Here is a 15883-nt window from a genome sequence, read left to right as displayed (position 1 = left end):
GGGGAAGATTTGGCCAAAGCACAAAAAACCAGAGAAACACACTCTCTGGTAGGAAAAATTATTTTCAAAGGGTATCGCCGCGATACGGGTCAGAAATAAAAAAACCATGGAATGCTCTTCCATGGTTTTGTTTTTTAAAAATGGTGCGAGGAAAGGGACTTGAACCCTCACTGGAGATAAGTTCCAACAGGCCCCTCAAACCTGCGCGTCTGCCAATTCCGCCATCCTCGCATAAATGCGGACCGATTGTATCACCGGTCCGTGACCTTATTTATTATAAACGGTCTTAGCTCATAATGCAAGCATTTTTTAATTTTTCTTTCATATAAAAATCAAGGCTGTTTTTGAGGTCGGCCAGCGTACCGTTATTATAGATAATGGTGTCTGCCAGCTCGATCTTTTTTTCATCCGGCATCTGTATCTCGATTTTCTTTTTTGCCAGGCTTTCGTCCACACCGTCCCGCTCCATAATGCGCTTAAGCCTTGTCTGGGCATCGGTCACCACCAGCAGGACCTCGTCCACCTCATCGCGCTGGCCAGCCTCGATGAGCAGCGGACAGTCGTAAATGACAAGCGGCTTCCCGTCCCGTTTCAGCATTTCCAGATTCGCGTAGTACAGATCCTTGATGGCCGGGTGCAGGATAGCGTTCAGCCGGTCCCTCACCGCGCTGTCGTCGCAGATGAGCTCCCCCATACGGCTGCGGTTCAGGCTGCCGTCGGGCAGGAGAACCTCACGGCCAAAGGCGGTCTCGATCTGGCGCATGCCGGGGCTGCCCGGCAGCACAGCTTCTCTGGAAAGCAGATCGGCGTCGATGACGGGCAGCCTGTAATCCTCCCTGAAAATGGTGGAGACCGTCGATTTTCCCGAGGCGATGCCTCCGGTTAATCCGATAACTTTCATTGACTTGCTCCTTTTAGAAAGCGGACCCGTATCGCGGCGATACGGGTCCGCGCAACCGCTTCTATTTGACCGCGTACCAGGAATCCCCGGCGTGGGCATCCACAGTCAGAGGCACCTTGAGATCCACAGCATTTTCCATTTCCTCTACCAGCAGCTTCATAACGGTTTCCTGCTCAGTCTTGAGGGTGTCGATGATGAGCTCATCGTGCACCTGGAGGATCAGCTGGGATTTCAGCCCCTCGCGTTCAAGACGGTCGTAAACCTTGATCATGGCGATTTTGATGATGTCGGCGGCGGAGCCCTGGATCGGGGTATTCAGCGCCATGCGCTCACCGGCCTGCACCAGCATCCGGTTTCTGGAATTGATCTCGGTGATATAGCGTCTGCGCCCCCAGATGGTGGTCACATAACCCTTTTCCTTGGCCTCGGCCTTGATGTTCTCCATGTATTCCAGCACCTTGGGGTATCTGGAGAAATACAGATCGATATAGGACTGGGCTTCGCCCCGGGTGATGCCAAGGTCCTTGCCCAGGCTGAAGGCCTGCTTGCCATAGATCAAGCCGAAGTTGATGGCCTTGGCGTGGCTCCTCTGCTCTCTGCTCACCGCGTCCATGGGCACGTTAAAAATTTCGGAGGCGGTGCGGGTGTGGATGTCCTGGTTTTTCACAAAAGTGTCGATCAAGTTTTCATCCTCAGACAGGTGGGCCAGCACACGCAGCTCAATCTGGGAGTAGTCGGCATCAACCAGTACCCGGTCCTCGGCTGATGGCACAAATACCTTTCGAATTTCCCGGCCCATCTCCGTTTTGACGGGAATATTCTGAAGGTTAGGGTCGGAGGAGCTCAGACGCCCGGTAGCTGTAACCGTCTGGTTAAAGGTGGAATAGATCTTGTGGGTTTTTGGGTCTACCAGCTTTATCAGGCCCTTGCCATAGGTGGAATCCAGCTTAGAGATCATGCGGTAGTCGATGATTTTCTGGATAATGGGGTGGAACAGCACCAGCTGGTCCAGCACCTCAGCGTTGGTGGAATAGCCGGTCTTGGTCTTTTTGACCACTGGCAGCTTGAGCTTATCAAAGAGGATGGCGCCCAGCTGCTTGGTGGAATTGATATTAAAATCATCCTCCTCGGCCAGCTCGTAAATTTCCGAGGTCAGGGTCTCGATCTTTTTCTCAAACTCTACGGACAGCTCCTCAAGCTGGTGGATATCGACCTTAAAGCCCAGCTCCTCCATGGAAGCCATGATTTTGAGCAGGGGCAGCTCAATGTTCTGGAACAGGCCAGTCATACCGTCAGCTTCGATCTTTTCTGACAGGGGCTTTTCGAGACGGTGGATGACCTCGCAGTTTTTGACCATAAAGGCAGCCAGTCTGGCGCTGTCCATGTCCGCTGCGCTCACCAGGGTCTTGCCCTTGCCGAAGAAGTCTTCCTCGCTCTGGATGGTGTCGCCAAGGTATTTCATGGCAACGGTCTGGAGATCATAGCGCTGGTCGGACGGATTCAGCAGATAGGCGCCGATGTAGGTGTCAAAGGTGTAGTTGACGATGACTGAGCACTGGCTGTGGTAAATATGTGTCAGATTTTTTAGGTCATGCCCGACGGTCTGCAGGCTGTCGGCCTCTGGAATTTCACCGAGACCGCTGAAAAAGGCTGAAACCATGGCGGGCTTTTCCACAAAGTAGTACACACCGCCGATGTACGCCGCCACCCAGACGCGGTCGTCCTCGCGGTAGGCGTAAACCGTCAGCTTCAGCTCCCTGGCCAGGCGGTTCATGACCGTGATCATCTCGGTGGTGGTGCCGATGGTGGTGTACTGGATATCGCTGGCCGCCACTGGCGCGTCCCCCTCGCCGTCATCGGGCAGGATTTTATTGAGGATGGACTTGAATTCCAGGTCCCTGAGCATTTCGATGCTCTCCTCGGTAAAGATCGGCTTGAAAGCCAGATCCTCAAGGCTCAGGTCCAGTGGCACATCCAGGCAGATGGTACCCAGAAAGCGGCTGGCAAAGGCGGATTCCTTACCGGCTTCCAGCTTTTCCTTCTGTTTTCCCTTGAGGTCATCGATGTGCTCGTACAGCGTATCGATATTGTGGTACTCCTTGATGAGCTTGATGGCTGTCTTCTCGCCTACGCCGGCCACACCGGGAATATTGTCGGACGGGTCGCCCATAAGCGCCTTAACGTCAATGAGCTCCCTGGGCGTTACGCCATAGCGTTCCATGATGTAGGCGTCATCCACTGTGGCGAACTGGGTACCGCTGCGGGTAGCAGTGTAGAGCACATTGACATAGTCGTCCACCAGCTGGAAGGAGTCTTTATCTCCTGTGATAATCTGAGTCTTCGTCTCTCTGGCTTCGCCCTGCTTAGAGAGCGTGCCGATAATATCGTCGGCCTCGTAGCCCTCCTTTGTGATCATGGGAATCCCCATTTTGCCAAGCAGCTCCTTGAGCAGGTCCATCTGCACCTGCAGATCCTCGGGCATTTTGTCACGGCCGCCCTTATAGTCCTCGTACTCCTTATGCCTGAAGGTCGGGGCGCTCAGGTCAAAGGCCACTGCCAGATAATCCGGCTTGTACTCATTCTGGATTTTTACTAAGACGTTGACAAAGCCGTAGATGGCGTTTGTGGGCACGCCTTTGGAATTGGACATTTCGCGCACGCCGTAAAACATACGGTAAACCAGACTGTTTCCGTCAATCAAGATACTTTTTTTATTCACGTGAATCCTCCATGGATTTATTTTTGGTCGATGAGCCCGTATCGCGGCGATACGGGTTGAGGGGCAGGACGAAGCTTGGACTCTTTTCAAGGAGCACAGACTCCTCGGTAATTCTTTTTTCCTTTCAGGAAAATTTCCTCGTCCTCTGCGTTCGCTTCGTTGCCGGGCAACCGCTTACGCTCCTTTGCCCTGCCAAATTTCCCTTGGAAATTTGGACTCAGCTTCATTATACCAAAAGCGGCTTAAATGTACAGGGATTGGGGACTAAAAAAGTCCATTCTTTGTCGAATGGACTTTTCTTTTTGATATTCAGATGGCCCAGTCCTCGCTTTGCTGCTGGAGCTCGACCATATGGCGGTACAGGCCGCCCTGTTCCATGAGGGCTTCCGGCGTTCCCTGCTGTGCGACCCGGCCGTTTTCCAGGACGACAACTTTGTCAGCCCCGGCCACGGTGCGCATGCGGTGGGCAATGATGAGCACGGTTTTGTTTTTAACCAGGTTGGAGATGGCCCGCTGGATCTGGGACTCATTTTCGACATCCAGCGAGGCGGTGGCCTCATCCAGGAGGATGACCGGCGCGTCCTTGAGCAGCGCCCGGGCAATGGAGATGCGCTGGCGCTCTCCGCCGGAAAGAACCGATCCATTCTCACCGATTTTGGTCTGATAGCCGTCGGGCATCTTCATGACGAAAGCGTCGCACTGAGCGGCGCGTGCCGCGGCCAGCACTTCCTCGTCGGTGGCGTTCCTCCGTCCAATACGGATATTTTCGAGTACGGTGTTGTTAAAGAGTACCACATCCTGAAAAACAATGGAAAAATTTTTCAGCAGCGTTTCAGGCTCTACAGTGCTGATGTCTGTACCGCCCACGGTAATCCGCCCCTTTTGAATGTCCCAGAAGCGGGCGGCCAGCTTGGCCGCGGTGCTCTTACCTCCGCCGGAAGGCCCCACCAGAGCAGTTACCTGACCCTGGCAAGCTGTGAAGGATACATCCTCGAGCACGGTTTTCCCACTGTTGTAGGCAAAGCCCACCTGATCAAAGACAATGTCATAGCCCTGGTAGTCTGCCTGCTCGCTGCCCTCCTGGACTGGCTGTTCCTCGATCTCCTTCATGCGTTCCACTGTGAGCATGGTCGCGTAGATGGCCGCCAGGTTAACCAGTGCGCCGGATAAGGGGTCAAAGACACGGGTCGCCGCAATCAAAAATACCAGAAAGGTCAGAAAGTCGGTCTGGCCGCTGACCAGAAGTACTGATCCCACAAGCACCACGGTGGCACTGCCCACACGCAGCAGCATCTGGGAGGTCACTACGAACATGGCAGTATTGAGCTCAGCCTTGATCTGGATTTTCTCATTTCTGCCCAGCAGGTCGTCAAGTTTTTTCAGATAACGGCTTTCCTGATTGTTCGCCTTGATCTCCCTTACAGTTTCGATACATTCCTGTATATTGTCGGCACAGTCCAGCTTTACCTTGTTGTGCTGCCGGCCCACCTTGTTCTGCTGTGCCCGGCTCAGCGCCATGATAAGAAGCACCACAGGCAGCACCCACAAAAGTGCCAGCGCCATGCGCCAGTCCATAACAAACAGCCCGATGCCGGCCAGAATGACCGATGCCACTGCCCCGATAAACTCAGGGATATAATGGGAAAAAGCTGTCTCCATAGCGGCGCAGTCGGCCATGATGGTGGTGGTTAAGTCGGACAGATCACGCTTGCCGAAAAAGGATAACGGCAGGCGCCGCAGCTTTTCTGCCAGCCGGATACGCATGTTCGCGCTCTCGGCGTAGGATGCCAGAAAGGTCTTGTTGTACTGGATGTACTCAAAAATAAAGATCAGTGCCAGGACAATCACCGAGCCGACAATATAAAACCACAGGCTTGGCGCCGGAGCATTCCCCCCGATGAGGGGCGAAACCAGCTCTGTCGCGACTAAGTATAAAAGGCCAATGGGCAGCATGAGGATCACATCGGTCAGGGTGCAGGCAAAAACCGCCTTGACCAGATCCCTTGCGCCCTGCTCGCTCAGGGCAAACTTTTTCTGAAAATAAGCAGTCATCAGGCTGTCTCCTTTCCGGTTATTTTCCAGGCTTCTGTGCTCTGGTATTCCTTCCACATGGCTGCATAGGTGCCGCCCTTTTCCAGCAGCGCTTCATGGGTTCCCTGCTCTGTGACCCGGCCATTCTCCATGACCAGAATGCAGTCGGCATGCCGGACGGTGGTCAGCCTGTGGGCGATCATCAGAACGGTTTTCCCGTTTGTCAGCTCCTCGAAGGCTTTCTGGATCTGGTATTCATTCTCGGGATCGGCAAAAGCAGTGGCCTCATCCAGAAGCACGATGGGCGCGTCTTTCAGAATGGCGCGCGCCAGGGCGATCCGCTGGGCCTCACCGCCGGACAGGTAAACGCCTTTGGTGCCCACAACAGTGTCGATACCCTGGGGCAGCTTTTCAAAAATATCCTCACATCTGGCGGCACGGGCGGCTGCCAGCACAGCCTCTGCCGGCGCGTCGGGCCGGGCACTGCGGATATTTTCGAGCAGGCTGGCCTTCTGAAGCCTTGTGTTCTGGAATACAAAGGATACCTGGTCCATGAGGTCGGTGGTAGCGATCTGGCGAACATCCACACCGCCGACGCAGACACGGCCCTCCTGCACATCCCAAAAACGCGGAATCAGGCTGGCCGCCGTCGTCTTTCCACCGCCGGAGGGGCCCACCAGAGCCACAGTGGCGCCCTCGGGAATCTCGAAACTGACGCCGTCGACAGCGGGCGTATCGCTCCCCGAATAGGTGAACCGCACCTGGTCAAACACAATGCCGGCTCCCCTTGGTTTGAGGGGCGCCGTCGGCTCCTCGAGTGGCTTTTCAAGGAGTATCGTTTCGATACGCCTTGCCGCGTCGCGGGCCATCAGGGCATTTTCCCCCGAGAACATGATCCTTGTCATCATGACCGTAACGACTGGTGTAAACAGGACATAGAAAATAAAATTCAGCAAAAAGGTTTTGTAGTCCACCGCACTGGCAATCAGCAGGATTCCCGCCGGGATCAGAAAGGCGAAAACGCCGTTGACTGACACGGTAAAGCCGCACATGGGCAAACGGCATTTAAGGGTGTAATCCACTGCCCAGGAGCTATAGCGCTTGATGGCTGCGTGAAAATTCTTAAAGGAATAAACGCTCTGCTGGAAGGTCTTGACCACCGGAATACCCCGCACATACTCCACAGCCTCTGAGTTCATGTCCTCAAGGGCGTTCTGGTACTGCTGCAAGGATGTGTTCATGCTGGCCCCCATCATCCGTGACAGGATAATAAAGCCAATGATCATGGGCACCAGACTCACCAGGCCCAGCCGCCAGTCAAAGATGAGCAGAATAGCCAGCATGGCAAAGGGTGTCACAATGGCCCCCGCCAGATCGGGCAGCATGTGGGCCAGAAAGGCCTCGGTCTGCCCTGCGCTCTCGTCTATGATACGGCGGAGCCTGCCGCTGCTGTTCTGGTTAAAATAGCCCAGCGGCAGCCTGACAATGTGGTGCAGCGCCTCGCTGCGCATATTGCGCGCTGTTCTGAAAGCTGCCAGGTGCGAACACATCAGGGCTGCAAAATAAGTAATGATTCCTGCCAGGGCAAAGGCCACGGCCAGCCAGCCATAGTAACTCAGATTCTGAGCCTGCCCCACGTTGGGCAGCACCGCGAAAATTTCCCTCACCACCTGCCAGATGCAGATAAAGGGCATGAGGACCAGAACCGCGCTGACCCCGGATAAAATACAGGCGCAGACGGACAGGGCTTTATACTTTCCCGCGTACGAAAACAGCCCCCGCCGGGCCTCTTTTTGTGGTTGCATCATATCACCTCTGTTTCTCTTTTTAGTTAGATATATCTAACTATAGGAAACAGTTTACTCCTAACCGGTCTCTGTCTCTACCCCGGACGGGCGGAATGCTCCATGTGGTCAATTATTTTTCCGGTACTCAAGGGGCAGGACGCCCATCTGTTTTCTGAAAGCGTCGGAGAATTTACTGGGATTCTCATAGCCCACACTGTTGGCGATTTCCAGGACGCTCTTGCCCGTCTCTCTGAGCATCCGGGCCGCCACATGCAGGCGGTACTCTCTGCGCCAGGTATTGATGGGTTTTCCATACACGGCCCGGAAGCAGTTCTTCATGGTAGTCATGCCAATGTCAAAGCGCTTTGACAGATCCTCAAGGGTGATGTTCTGGTCCAGATTTTGGGTGAGGACATCGTGTATCTGTTCCACCACACGCGCCTGGCGGGCCGAAAGGTACCGCCGCCGGCCCCTTTCGCTGTCAAAAGGGGTAATGCTCAGAAAGAGCAGCAGCTCCAGCACCTTGATTCTGAAATAGCCCTTTTGTATCCGCGGGTCCACATGGTAGAGCTCGTCAAAGATGTGCTCGATCTCCTTGGTGGCCCGCAGTACAAAGCACCCCCCGTTGCCTGAGAGCTTTTGTCTCAGCCTGTCCAGGTCAATTTCGATCCCCTCAAGCACACAGGAAAGGTGCTCCTGGGCATGGGCAATGTCGATAAGAATTTCAATGCCGTTATAATAGCCGAGGGGGAAGCGGGAAGCGTCACAGGGAAAATCCCAGCCTATGATGGCTAAATCCCCTTCGCTGAGGTAGGCAAAGTGATTCTTAAAACGGCATTCGTAGCGACCCTTACGGCAGTGGTTTATTTCGAGGAAATTGGTGCCAGGACGATTGCCGGGCTCGCTGCAACGAAAGGCCTGAAAATCATTGTAATAAAGCTCCACTCCGTCAAAAACCGGATAACAGACCATAATTCCGTCGCCATCACCGCAGTTCATGCGGTAAATGGTTTTTTCATCATCCCGGTGGAGGACTTCAATATAATTACAGTATGGCTGTTCGCACTCAAGCTTCATCATATCACCCGCCTTAGTTAAGTTTATCTAACTTTATTGGTATACATTATAGCACTCAGATGCTTTTATGGCAAGTTAATAAAAAGCAGCAAAAAACCAGGCAAAAATGCCTGGTTTTTTATATTTGCTCATGCGACAGACCCTGTTCAGCAGGAAAAACCGCCGTCGTGGCTTTCCTTGGCCTTATATAAAGCCTTGTCCGCAGCCTTTGAAAGCTCGACATAGGTATCACCGTGTCTGGCAATAACTGCGCCGCCCGACAGGGTGATAGACGGAATATTCATTTTTCTGGCTTCTCGCGCGATGGTGTTGTTTATATCGGCCACGATCCGCCTGGCGACTGCATAATCCTCAGTATTCGACACGAAGATTGCAAACTCATCGCCATGCAGCCGCGAAGCCAGATCCACAACCCGGATACGGCCGATGATCATCTTGGCCGAAAGCTTTATGACCTCATCTCCCATATTGTGGCCGTAATTATCGTTAATCTCTTTAAAATGGTCACCATCCATCATGATCAGAATACCGGTTTCATCCGCCTCCATACTGTCCAGCGTTCTGGTTACCTCCTTCTGGAAGGATCGGTCGTTCATCATGCCAGTCAGCTCGTCGATGGCCGCGGCCTTCTTGGCGGCCGACAGGGCGATCTCGAGCCGCCGCTGGGTCTGGCCCAGCTCGATATAGGCATTTCTAAGCTCGCGGTTTCTCTGCTCCTTGCTAATGCGCCCCAGCAAATAGATCAGCAGTATTTCCACGATCAGCAGGGGAACCAGCCAGACCTCAAGGGTGCCCTTCAGCATTGACGTCACCGGAACAAGCACCAGGCTGCTATATCCGTCTTTCCTGTTCAGGTAAGCGTAATAGCGGCTGCCACCCAGCTTGACAGTAATGGTTTCCTGATCTGTCTCCATCACCTGGGTCAAACTGTCGTTTATCTCCTGCCTGAAGCTGTAAAAGGCAGCGGCCGACTGAATCTTTTCCTCAGCCTTGGCCAGCTCTGCCTCATCCGTGGCGTCAAGGGCTTCTTTTTCCCTCTGCGCCAGTGATAACGCCTGGGCAGTGTCCTCCAGACTGGCGTCGAAGCTGCCGCCCAGATAATCGGTATTGGTGCTTCCAATGACTGTTCCATTCTGATCAAAGATCATAATCTGCTCGTTGTCATATTGAAGCGTGGACGAAACGAGCTTCTGAATGTCGCCCATTTTAATGTCATAGGCAAAAACGGTCTCGCCGTCTGGCTGCAGCTGTGAAATAGTTGTCAGAATATAGTGGTTGGCGTAGCTCATATAAGGCGGTGTAAAAACAATCTCTCCCTTACCCGCTACCGCGTCCTTGTACCAGGGACGCTCAGTGGCCACATAGCCTGTCTCCTCATAGGCCGAATAGGGCTTGTCCCAGCTGTAGAGATACCGCCCCTGGTAGTACATATACAAGCCGTCAAAGGTTTCGCCCTCAATGGCCAGCAGGGGCGCATCAATGCTTTTCAGGTAATCCCACAAAATATCCGGATTTGGATTGTTCTGAATCTCCCGCCCCATCATCTGCGCAAAGATCATAAAGGACCGCTCATAGCTGTCCATGACCTCATCAAATCCAGCCCCGATCTCCTCTGCGTGGGCTGTCAGCCGCCGGTTGACCGAAACCGACTCCCAAACTGTGATAATCGACAGGGCTATTAGATTAACCGCTAAAAACGTTACTACAAAAATAACTGCTTTTCTTTTCCTGATTTTCTCCCCCATTGCTCCCTCTCCTCAAACGTCCCGACGGGCATCTTGATCCATATATATTTATATTATATATGAAATCATACCATTCAACAATAGGTTATATTCTTAAAAGCTGAATTTTTTGTGTTTAAGTACACATGACAAAAGAACCCGTATCGTGACGATACGGGTTCCCAAGTTTTAAAACGAACATTTTGAAGGAAGATAAGACTGTAAAAGCTTTTTCTGGTCTTCCGTAATTTCCGGCGCCCGATATTGATTAATCCGGTTTTCGATCTCCATTTTCACCTTTAATCTGACGTCGGTTTTTTCCGGACTGATATCTTGGGAAACGCCATATTTGCTGAAAATTTTAGTCAAATAATGGTCTTTTCTGTACGCTGAAGGCGTTTTTCCCTGAAGGAAGGTGTTCTTTTCCTGGGCTTCTGTCAAACTCGTCATCAGCTTAGGGTCCAGCTTCAAATTCACACCTTTAAGAGCCCGGTTGACGTTGCGCATCATTTCCTCATCCAGAATGAGCTTTTCAAAGCTGCCGCAGTACCAGGCAGACATAAGGCCGGGATAGCACCAGACCTCATTGATTTCAGAGGCGTAATACGGCATCAGCGTGGTCAGCATGCTCTCCGCCCCTGCCTGGTAATCCACTTTTGCGGAATCGGACAGTGCTCCGCAGATTGTGCAGCCGATCTGCATATACTTCGCGAATTCATAAAGCATCCCCTCAATATAGACACATTCCACCGTTCCATAGGCTGGCTGAATGCTGCGCATATCTGTCGCGCCCGAGCAGGAGCAGATGGAGACGTCAATCCCTGGAGAAAGCAGCTGAACATAAACGATTCCGGCCAGGGAGATGGCAATATCGTGGATCACCAGCCCCAGCAGGCTCGCCGGCCCGGTCAGCCCAGTCAGACTGCAGGGGCAGAGAATGATGTTCTGTTTTTCCTCAATGGCGGCGGTTAAATTATCAAGGCATTCCCAGTCGTAGGCAAGGGGGGACATGGGGCAGATAGACTGCCCCATTACAGGTTCGTCCCACACGTCGTAAAACTCACGGATAAGCCGGATGGATTTACGCGCGCTCTGGTACAGGTTTCCGTCCTTTGAGTTCTGGGCTGTTGCCCTTATCCCAACCGAAGGCCATTTATCGCTGTAGCGAAGGAGCATGGCAATCTGGCCGACGTACAGATCGTCCGCGTCGTTGTCCACAGGGTCGATAACGCAGGGGCTGGCGCACTCATAAAGGTCTGAGGTTTGGGTGAGTTTATACATTTTCACAACATCCTCCACTGTGCCGCTCCGGTACACGCCGGTCTCATCATCCAGAATGGTGGGCACCATACCAAAGGGAGAAGTCGCTGTGATTCTTTTTGGCCCCTGGTTTTCATAATCATATTTGGGAAGGCTTTCCAGACATCTTTCCAGGAGCGCCTTTGGAATAAAGGCCTTGTCGCCTTCGATTTTCGCGCCATTTTTCGCAAGCAGTTCCAGGGCTTTTTTGGTTCCAAAGGTAATGCCGATTTGTTCTAATATTTCAATAACCTTGTCATATATTGTTTCTAAATCCTTTTTTTTGAGAATATGGCTCATTTTCAACTCCTTATAAGTATTCACCAATGTATTTTTGGGAGCGCTCCCTGCCATAAGCCGTAATGACATAGGTCGATTCCAGAAAACCATCGGAACGTTCTATTGTATTTGTAATCTCCACCAGGCCAGTCCCCTTAAGGGACATCAGCTGAGCGTCAATCTCCTTTTCGTTGCACTGTTTTTCGCCTTTGTAATAAGGTGAAATCCGCTCATATACCTGCTGTGGGTTCAGCCCATCAGGGCTGTCGATAATCTGCTTGATAATATTAAAGCGCATGGGCATTGTCGCTGCCATTTTATTTCCTCCTAACTGATATCTCTTAACGAGAGCAGCTCTGACGGTTTTCCCACCACCATAAGCGCTCCGGAGAGTAAAACAATAATTCCAATGATAAAGGTCGCTGTGATGGTGCTTCCGAGGAAAACAACCGATAAGACCGCAGAAACCAGCGTATAAATAATATTCAGCGACATCCCCCTTGACGCGCCACAGACATTGTTACACTTATAATAGTAAAAATATCCGATACCTGCTCCAAATCCCGCGATGGCGATAAACACAAAGGCCATGCTGGGCAGTGTTGAAAACAACAGGCCAAAGGCTTTCAGATTGACACCGCTGGCCACAAAGGGCAGCACAAACAGGAACATGGTTCCCGATGCAAACTGGCGGATGCCAAGGGCGATCTCAGGATCCACAAAATCCATTCCAGCACAGGAGATAATCCCCTCGAGGGACCAGCCCACAGAGGCCAGCACTGCGCAGGCGATTCCAAGATAGAAATTCGGATAAGCGTCCCCTGACGGCGGCGCCCAGCTGACTGTGATGGCACCGGCCACACACAGCAGAATTCCGCACCAGCCGCGGCCCGAAATTTTTTCCTTTAAAAATATCCGTGATAATACCGCTCCGATGGCAGGAAAGGTCGCGCTGATGGCTACCGGATACACTGGCCCTGCAAAGTAAACGCCGAGCGTAAAGCCCGCCATGGCAATGAGCCCTCCGAAGAGTGAGGCCAGCAGAATGAAACGGCCGGGTTTAGTTTTTACGGAGCGGACATACTCCTTTCCCTTCCCATTTTTCAGGTTCGGAATTAAAACCCATATCCCGGATGAAAAGTCCTGAAGACATCCCACGATCATGGGTATGGCGCACAGGCCCAGAACAGCGCCGCTGCTCAAAGGTTCGGTGCCCATCCCCAGTGTTTGAAACATCGGGCTGATACCATACAGAAGCCCTCCCATAAGCCCCCAGAGCAGCCCCCGTTTTGCAATGGAAAGGTTTTTTTGATATAATTTTTCCTTAACGTCCATTTTTCTCCTCCTGTTATTTTGAAAAGCGCTTTCCCAATTTGATATTATCGTGATAATATCAAATGATTGATCTAATATTATCATGATAATATTAGATTGTCAACAAAAAAGAAAATCTTTAAAAACCAGATTCCTTTCTTTTGTTAGATGCCCTCACCTCTGCAAAATCCGACGGCACATATGCCCTCACTTCTGCAAACTGTTTTCCATATTCATCATAGTATTCTTCACAGATTGTTAGCAATGCCTCATTCGAAAAAATTTCCAGAGCATTGCAGACAGCCTCGTCGCCAAAGGACACTTCCAAGGTCATCTTTTTTGTCTCAGCAAGGGACAGGATATCCTCGGTATGCCTTTTATAATAATCACGCGTCTTTTCCGTATTTTTTTGACCGGGCAGAGTGTGCCTGAAAACAATCCGGATCCGCTCAAGGGCGATCCACTCGTCGTCATCGTTAGCATAACGCTTGGACATCTCAAACGCATTGACATTCTCTCTCCCGCCAAAATCCGCCGACAAGATTTCCTCGTCAGATATGTAGGTATTCAGCACATTGGACAGGCTGTAGCTAAGATGATATATTCCGCGTTCCGCCGCTTTTACAAAATACCCTACCCGTGGTCTGGATTCAATATAATTTTCTTCAATAAGGTTTGAGAGCGCCTTACGCAAGGTTACCTTGCTGACATTATACTGGGCGCAGAGACTGTTCTCGCTTTCCAGCTTATACCCTTCTGGATAGATTCCCCGTTCAATTTTCTTTTTAAGATCGTTTTGTACTCCCTTATAAAGCTTTGCTTCCATTACCTGCTCCATTCTGCGGTGAGTTTTACATATTCTGCGTTATAAAAGGTTTCGCAATACCCCACAACGCCAAGCTCGACATCTGTTAAAAGCTGGGACACCGTCAGTATTCCGCTGCCCTCGTCGATTCCAAGCTGCTCTGCCGTTTCACTCCTGGCCCTCTGCGGTGTAATCTTTAAATCGATCTGAACCGAATAAGGCGAGATGCGGTCTGCCAGAATCTCAACAAAATCTCTGGCCTCCAGCTCCTCCTCAATCAGCGGGAAGCCGGGATAGTAAGGAATGTACTTGATGTCATAACCAATGGGCTGCTTTTTTTCATAAAGCACACGCCTAATTCTGAGCACGCGCGTGTTAGGATGAATTTTCAATAGATAAACCAGCTCCTTGGTCGATTCGATCACATCGACATCCACAATGTGTATCTGGTCAATATCTGTGGTCTTAAAGCTGACTTCGTTAAACGTCAGGGTATAGTTGCTGCCGTTTGTTTTTTTTACAAAGTGCCCCTTTCCCTGAACCAGGTAAACCAGGCCGTCGCGCACCAGCATTTCCAGTGATTTCCTGACGGTCAGGCGGCTGACATTGTAGGCTTCGCACAGAGCCGCTTCTGAGGGAATAAGGTCATTGGGCTTCAAAAGCTCCAGATTGATCTTTTCCTTTAGATCATTTGCAATTTTCTCATAAATCGGTATATCCATTATCTGTAACCATTCTCCGCCCACTCGAGGCAGTATTCCAGCCCTCTTCCTGAGTTTTTGACATAAGCGTCGGCGTAGGCCTCGGCTGTCTCCTGATCCTTCTGCATCAGTCCACCGCCGACAATGATCTTCAGCCCATCGCGCAGGCCCGCGTCATTAATCATCTTCAATGTTTTTTTGACCTCCGCTGTGGCGGTTGTCAGCAGGCCGCTGAAGCCTAAGATTTCCGGGCGGGCCTCCCTGATTTTTTCAATAAAGACCTCGGGGAGGACGTCCACCCCCAGATCAATGACGTTAAAGCCATTGACACAGGCCAGACCAATAAAAATATCCTTTCCGATATCATGCAGATCCCCATGGATGGTGCCGATCAGGATAGTTCCCCGGCTGCCGGGAGCTTCCTTTTGGTCTGCCACGCTGCGTTTGTCAAGCTTCATAACCTCTTTGAAGATAATACCGGCCATGATCAGATCGCCGATAAAGTACTCCTCTTTTTCAAACAGCTCTCCCACGTTGTCCATTCCCTGCTGAAGATATTCCGCAATATCGCCCATGGTTACCCCCGCATTGAGGGCTTTTTCCACCAGGCGCAGTGTTTTTTTTTCGTTCAGGTCCGTCACACTTTTTATGATGTTTGTTTTAATTTTTTCTCTGGAAATGTCTGTATTCATTTTAAATCACCTTTACGCCTAGTATAACTGATCGTCCTTAAAAACACAACTCTGAACGCCATTTTACCATCATGCGGCATCCCTTCAATATTTCTTTCAAAAAATAAAAAAAGCCAGACCTGCTGTCTGACATGCTTGTATCCGGATTTCAAAAGTGGTGCCCAGAGGCGGAATCGAACCACCGACACGAGGATTTTCAGTCCTCTGCTCTACCGACTGAGCTATCTGGGCTTATTTTAAAAAGAAAACTGGTGGGCCCTCAGGGACTTGAACCCTGGACCTGCCGGTTATGAGCCGGATGCTCTGACCAACTGAGCTAAAGGCCCGTATAATCGTTCAGATAAAAAAATGGTCGAGGTGAGAGGATTCGAACCTCCGGCCCCATGGTCCCAAACCATGTGCGCTACCAAACTGCGCTACACCTCGAAACAGAACTCTTATATTATATTATCTTTAACTCTTAATGTCAAGCACTTTTTAAAATTTGTTTTTTTAAGCCGTGCTGCCTGCAGCTGTCTCACTTGACGACTTGCTTATTCTAGCACAATTCTTAA

At 51.2% G+C, this 15883-nt stretch carries 12 protein-coding genes and 4 tRNA genes; all 16 read right to left on the bottom strand.

Translation table 11 applies throughout. The features are described 5' to 3' along the window. Positions 1-141: 141 nt before the first annotated feature. Positions 142-231: transfer RNA gene (locus DW091_RS11905), tRNA-Leu, on the bottom strand. Positions 232-286: 55 nt separating this feature from the next. Next, complete coding sequence (gene coaE / locus DW091_RS11900; protein WP_158577886.1) at positions 287-901, bottom strand: dephospho-CoA kinase; 615 nt, start codon at positions 899-901, stop codon at positions 287-289. Between the two features lie 61 nt (positions 902-962). Then, positions 963-3620: a DNA polymerase I gene (polA, locus tag DW091_RS11895; RefSeq protein WP_118518243.1), complete on the bottom strand. Its 2658-nt coding sequence runs from the start codon at positions 3618-3620 to the stop codon at positions 963-965. Positions 3621-3929: 309 nt separating this feature from the next. Next, positions 3930-5672: an ABC transporter ATP-binding protein gene (locus tag DW091_RS11890; RefSeq protein WP_118518242.1), complete on the bottom strand. Its 1743-nt coding sequence runs from the start codon at positions 5670-5672 to the stop codon at positions 3930-3932. After that, the gene (locus DW091_RS11885) at positions 5672-7459 is read right to left on the bottom strand and encodes an ABC transporter ATP-binding protein (protein ID WP_187368467.1); all 1788 of its coding nucleotides are present in this window, start codon (positions 7457-7459) and stop codon (positions 5672-5674) included. Before DW091_RS11885 ends, DW091_RS11890 begins: the two co-directional genes overlap by 1 nt. A 105-nt stretch (positions 7460-7564) precedes the next feature. After that, entirely contained in the window at positions 7565-8518 is a 954-nt protein-coding gene (locus DW091_RS11880; RefSeq protein WP_083337128.1) for an AraC family transcriptional regulator, read from the bottom strand. A 143-nt stretch (positions 8519-8661) separates the two neighbouring features. Continuing rightward, positions 8662-10260, bottom strand: coding sequence for a sensor domain-containing diguanylate cyclase (locus DW091_RS11875; protein ID WP_118518240.1), 1599 nt, complete (start codon positions 10258-10260; stop codon positions 8662-8664). A gap of 168 nt (positions 10261-10428) precedes the next feature. After that, positions 10429-11862 (bottom strand): trimethylamine methyltransferase family protein, encoded by a 1434-nt coding sequence (locus DW091_RS11870; RefSeq protein WP_158577885.1) that lies wholly within the window; start codon positions 11860-11862, stop codon positions 10429-10431. Then, on the bottom strand, positions 11849-12133 hold the full coding sequence (locus DW091_RS11865; protein ID WP_058695634.1) for a hypothetical protein: 285 nt from the start codon (positions 12131-12133) through the stop codon (positions 11849-11851). The genes DW091_RS11870 and DW091_RS11865 overlap by 14 nt, the downstream gene beginning before the upstream one ends. Positions 12134-12144: 11 nt before the next feature. Then, positions 12145-13152: a DMT family transporter gene (locus DW091_RS11860; RefSeq protein ID WP_058695635.1), complete on the bottom strand. Its 1008-nt coding sequence runs from the start codon at positions 13150-13152 to the stop codon at positions 12145-12147. A gap of 118 nt (positions 13153-13270) precedes the next feature. Beyond that, a complete protein-coding gene (locus DW091_RS11855; RefSeq protein ID WP_058695636.1) occupies positions 13271-13957 on the bottom strand; it encodes a GntR family transcriptional regulator in 687 nt (228 codons plus the stop codon). Continuing rightward, positions 13957-14658, bottom strand: coding sequence for a GntR family transcriptional regulator (locus DW091_RS11850; RefSeq protein ID WP_058695637.1), 702 nt, complete (start codon positions 14656-14658; stop codon positions 13957-13959). The genes DW091_RS11855 and DW091_RS11850 overlap by 1 nt, the downstream gene beginning before the upstream one ends. After that, a complete protein-coding gene (locus DW091_RS11845) occupies positions 14658-15329 on the bottom strand; it encodes a cobalamin-dependent protein (RefSeq protein ID WP_058695638.1) in 672 nt (223 codons plus the stop codon). Before DW091_RS11845 ends, DW091_RS11850 begins: the two co-directional genes overlap by 1 nt. A gap of 155 nt (positions 15330-15484) precedes the next feature. Further along, a tRNA-Phe gene (locus DW091_RS11840) sits at positions 15485-15560 on the bottom strand. 18 nt (positions 15561-15578) lie between these two features. Continuing rightward, a tRNA-Ile gene (locus DW091_RS11835) sits at positions 15579-15655 on the bottom strand. A 23-nt stretch (positions 15656-15678) separates the two neighbouring features. Beyond that, positions 15679-15755: transfer RNA gene (locus DW091_RS11830), tRNA-Pro, on the bottom strand. Between the last annotated feature and the right edge of the window lie 128 nt (positions 15756-15883).

Source organism: Eubacterium sp. AM05-23 (assembly GCF_003477535.1).
GTDB lineage: Bacteria > Bacillota > Clostridia > Eubacteriales > Eubacteriaceae > Eubacterium > Eubacterium maltosivorans.
This window is presented reverse-complemented; position numbering and strand designations above follow the sequence as displayed.

Coding starts and splice junctions, on each gene's coding strand:
- coaE (WP_158577886.1), bottom strand. CDS start 901: ATGAAAGTTATCGGATTAACCGGAGGCATCGCCTCGGGAAAATCGACG.
- DW091_RS11890 (WP_118518242.1), bottom strand. CDS start 5,672: ATGACTGCTTATTTTCAGAAAAAGTTTGCCCTGAGCGAGCAGGGCGCA.
- DW091_RS11885 (WP_187368467.1), bottom strand. CDS start 7,459: ATGATGCAACCACAAAAAGAGGCCCGGCGGGGGCTGTTTTCGTACGCG.
- DW091_RS11880 (WP_083337128.1), bottom strand. CDS start 8,518: ATGATGAAGCTTGAGTGCGAACAGCCATACTGTAATTATATTGAAGTC.
- DW091_RS11875 (WP_118518240.1), bottom strand. CDS start 10,260: ATGGGGGAGAAAATCAGGAAAAGAAAAGCAGTTATTTTTGTAGTAACG.
- DW091_RS11865 (WP_058695634.1), bottom strand. CDS start 12,133: ATGGCAGCGACAATGCCCATGCGCTTTAATATTATCAAGCAGATTATC.
- DW091_RS11860 (WP_058695635.1), bottom strand. CDS start 13,152: ATGGACGTTAAGGAAAAATTATATCAAAAAAACCTTTCCATTGCAAAA.
- DW091_RS11855 (WP_058695636.1), bottom strand. CDS start 13,957: ATGGAAGCAAAGCTTTATAAGGGAGTACAAAACGATCTTAAAAAGAAA.
- DW091_RS11850 (WP_058695637.1), bottom strand. CDS start 14,658: ATGGATATACCGATTTATGAGAAAATTGCAAATGATCTAAAGGAAAAG.
- DW091_RS11845 (WP_058695638.1), bottom strand. CDS start 15,329: ATGAATACAGACATTTCCAGAGAAAAAATTAAAACAAACATCATAAAA.